1 pseudogene is annotated in these 2,937 nt (G+C 69.8%); it reads right to left on the bottom strand.

Annotated elements, in window-relative coordinates:
* Positions 1–2,913 (bottom strand): annotated as a pseudogene (locus NP777_RS47965) (SDR family NAD(P)-dependent oxidoreductase); the annotation flags it as partial.
* Positions 2,914–2,937: the final 24 nt, after the last annotated feature.

Genomic DNA, 2,937 nt, shown 5'->3' with positions numbered 1-2,937 from the left:
GTGCGCCTCCACCGCATCGACGTCCTGGGCGTTAAGCCCGGCGTTTGCCAGCGCCTGACGGATCACCCGCTGCTGCGACGGACCATTCGGCGCCGTCAACCCATTCGACGCACCATCCTGATTCACCGCGGAGCCCGAGACAACGGCCAGCACCGGATGCCCGTTCCGCTCCGCATCCGACAACCGCTCCACCAACAACAGCCCAACACCCTCCGACCACCCCGTCCCATCCGCACCAGCGGCAAAGGGCTTGCAGCGGCCATCGGCGGCCAACCCACGCTGACGCGAGAACTCCACAAAGGTGGCGGGTGTCGCCATCACGGTCACTCCGCCGGCCAGCGCGAGGGAGCACTCTCCCGACCGAAGGGCCCGCACCGCCCAGTGCAGCGCCACCAGCGAGGACGAGCACGCCGTGTCCACGGTGACCGCCGGGCCCTCCAGCCCAAACGTATAGGCCACCCGACCGGACACCACGCTGCCCGCGTTACCGGTCAGAAGGTATCCCTCGGATCCTTCCGGGGCCTGCCCATCCCCGCCGCCGTAGCCCTGCGCGGACGCGCCCACGAAGACGCCGGTCTGGCTGCCCTTGAGTGTCGAGGCCGGGATTCCAGCCCGCTCGAACGCCTCCCAGGAGGCCTCCAGCAGCAGCCGCTGCTGCGGATCCATCGCCAGCGCCTCGCGCGGCGAGATCCCGAAGAATCCGGCATCGAACTCGGCCGCGTCATGGAGGAAGCCACCCGAGCGGACGTACGACCGGCCCGAGCGTGTGGCGTCGGCGTCGTACACACCGGCCAGGTCCCAGCCACGGTCGGACGGGAAGGACGATACGGCGTCGCCACCGGCGCTGACCAGCCGCCACAGCGCCTCCGGAGAGTCCACACCGCCCGGGAATCGACAGCTCATGCCGATGATCACGATCGGATCGTCGGCCACCGCGCTGGGTGTGTGCGGTACCTGTATCTCTTCGGTCAGTCCGAGCGCGGCCCCACACACATGTTCGGCGAGTGCCGCCGGAGTCGGGTAGTCGAAGATCACGGACGCCGGGAATCGCAGCTGAGTAGCCGTGCCGAGCCGGTCCCGCAATTCCACTGCGGTCAGCGAGTCAAAGCCCAGCTCCTGGAACGTCCGGTCGAGGCCGATCGCGGTCGGGTTCTGGTGGCCCAACACCTCAGCGGCATGCGTCCGTACCAGCTCCACGACCGCACGGTCCCGGTCCTCGCGCGGCAATCCGCGCAGCTGGACCGCGAACTCACCCACGGTCGACGCGAGTGGTTCGGATGTGTCGGGGATCAGCTCGCTCAGCAGTGGGCTCGGACGCAACGCGGTGAACCTCGGCCCGAACCGCTCCCAGTCCACATCCGCCACCACCAGCGCCGTCTCACCATCACCCAACGCCCGCCCCAACGCAGCCACCGCCAACCCCGGAGCCATCCCCGACACACCACGCTCAACCAGGAACCCCTCACCCCCAACAGCCATACCACCGCCACCCCACATCCCCCACGCCACCGACGTCGCCACCAACCCAACACCACGACGCCGCCACGCCAACCCATCCAAAAAAGCGTTCGCCGCCGCATACGCCGACTGACTCCCGCTCCCCCACACCCCCGCCACCGACGAGAACAACACAAAGGCATCCAGCTCGGCGTCTGCCAGAAGTGCGTCCAGGTTCGCCGCCCCGGCAACCTTCGACCGCGCGCTCTCCTCGAACTCCTCGGGTGTCAGGCTGTCCACCGCGCTCCAGCTCGGCACCCCTGCGGCATGTACGACGACCCGGAGATCGGGGATGGTGGCCAGCAGCGTCGCGACCGCCTCCCGATCGGCGACATCGCACGCGGCCACCGTCACCCGGACCCCGCACTCCTCCAACTCGGTCACCAGCTCGGCCGCACCCGGGGTCTCGATCCCCCGGCGGCTCGTCAGCACGATGCGCTCCACCCCGGTCCCCGCCAGCCAGCGCGCCACATGGCCGCCCAGCGCACCCGTACCCCCGGTGATCAAGGCAGTTCCCCGGCCACGCCACCCGGCAGATGTGTCCGCCATCGGTGTCGCCCGGCTCAGCCGGGCACCCCACGCCCCGGCGGCCCGGATCGCCACCTGATCCTCCCCGGTGCGCCCGGCGAGAACCCCGGCCAACGACGCGCCCACACGCGCATCCGCCTCCGTGGGCAGGTCGATCAGCCCGCCCCAACGGTCCGGATGCTCCAGACCGATCACACGGCCCAGACCCCAGACGGCCGACGCGTACGGATCCACCACATCCCCGTCCACCACGGAGACCGCACCTCGCGTCACACACCACAACGGCGCATCGACCCCGGCCGCCCCGAGAGCCTGCACCAGCGACACCGTCGCCTCGACCGACAACAACGACACCACACCCGCGACCGGCCCCGCGTCCAGCTCGCCGATCGTTTCGCCCGTCACGACCTCGACACTGGCCCCGGCACCGGCCGTCCGCAGCGCAGCAACCACATCGGTGCCGTCCGCACCCGACTCGACCACAACCAGCCAAGTGCCGGTGAGGCCCACCTCCCCGGACACCACCGGGATCGGCGTCCAGCCGAGCCGATAACGCCACCCGTCGATAACCGACTGTTCCTGGTGCGCTCGCCGCCACGACGCCAATGCGGGCAACGCGGCGCTCAACGACTGCTCAGCATCAACTCCGAGAGCCTCCGCGTCGCCACGCTCGACCGCATCCCAAAACGCCGCGTCAACGGCGCTCGTAGCAGGGTGCTCAGGGGAAGACTCCAGCCAGAACCGCTCACGCTGGAAGGCATACGTCGGCAAATCAACCCGCCGAGCACCCGGGAACACCGCCCCCCAGTCGACCTGGACGCCCCGGACGTACAGCCCGCCCAAGGCCGCCATAACAGTGACAGGCTCCGGACGATCCCGGCGCAGCACGGGCAGTCCATCGCCTTCGACCAA

It is taken from the genome of Streptomyces rugosispiralis, from assembly GCF_024505145.1.
GTDB classification, from domain to species: Bacteria; Actinomycetota; Actinomycetes; order Streptomycetales; family Streptomycetaceae; genus Streptomyces; species Streptomyces rugosispiralis.
This window is presented reverse-complemented; position numbering and strand designations above follow the sequence as displayed.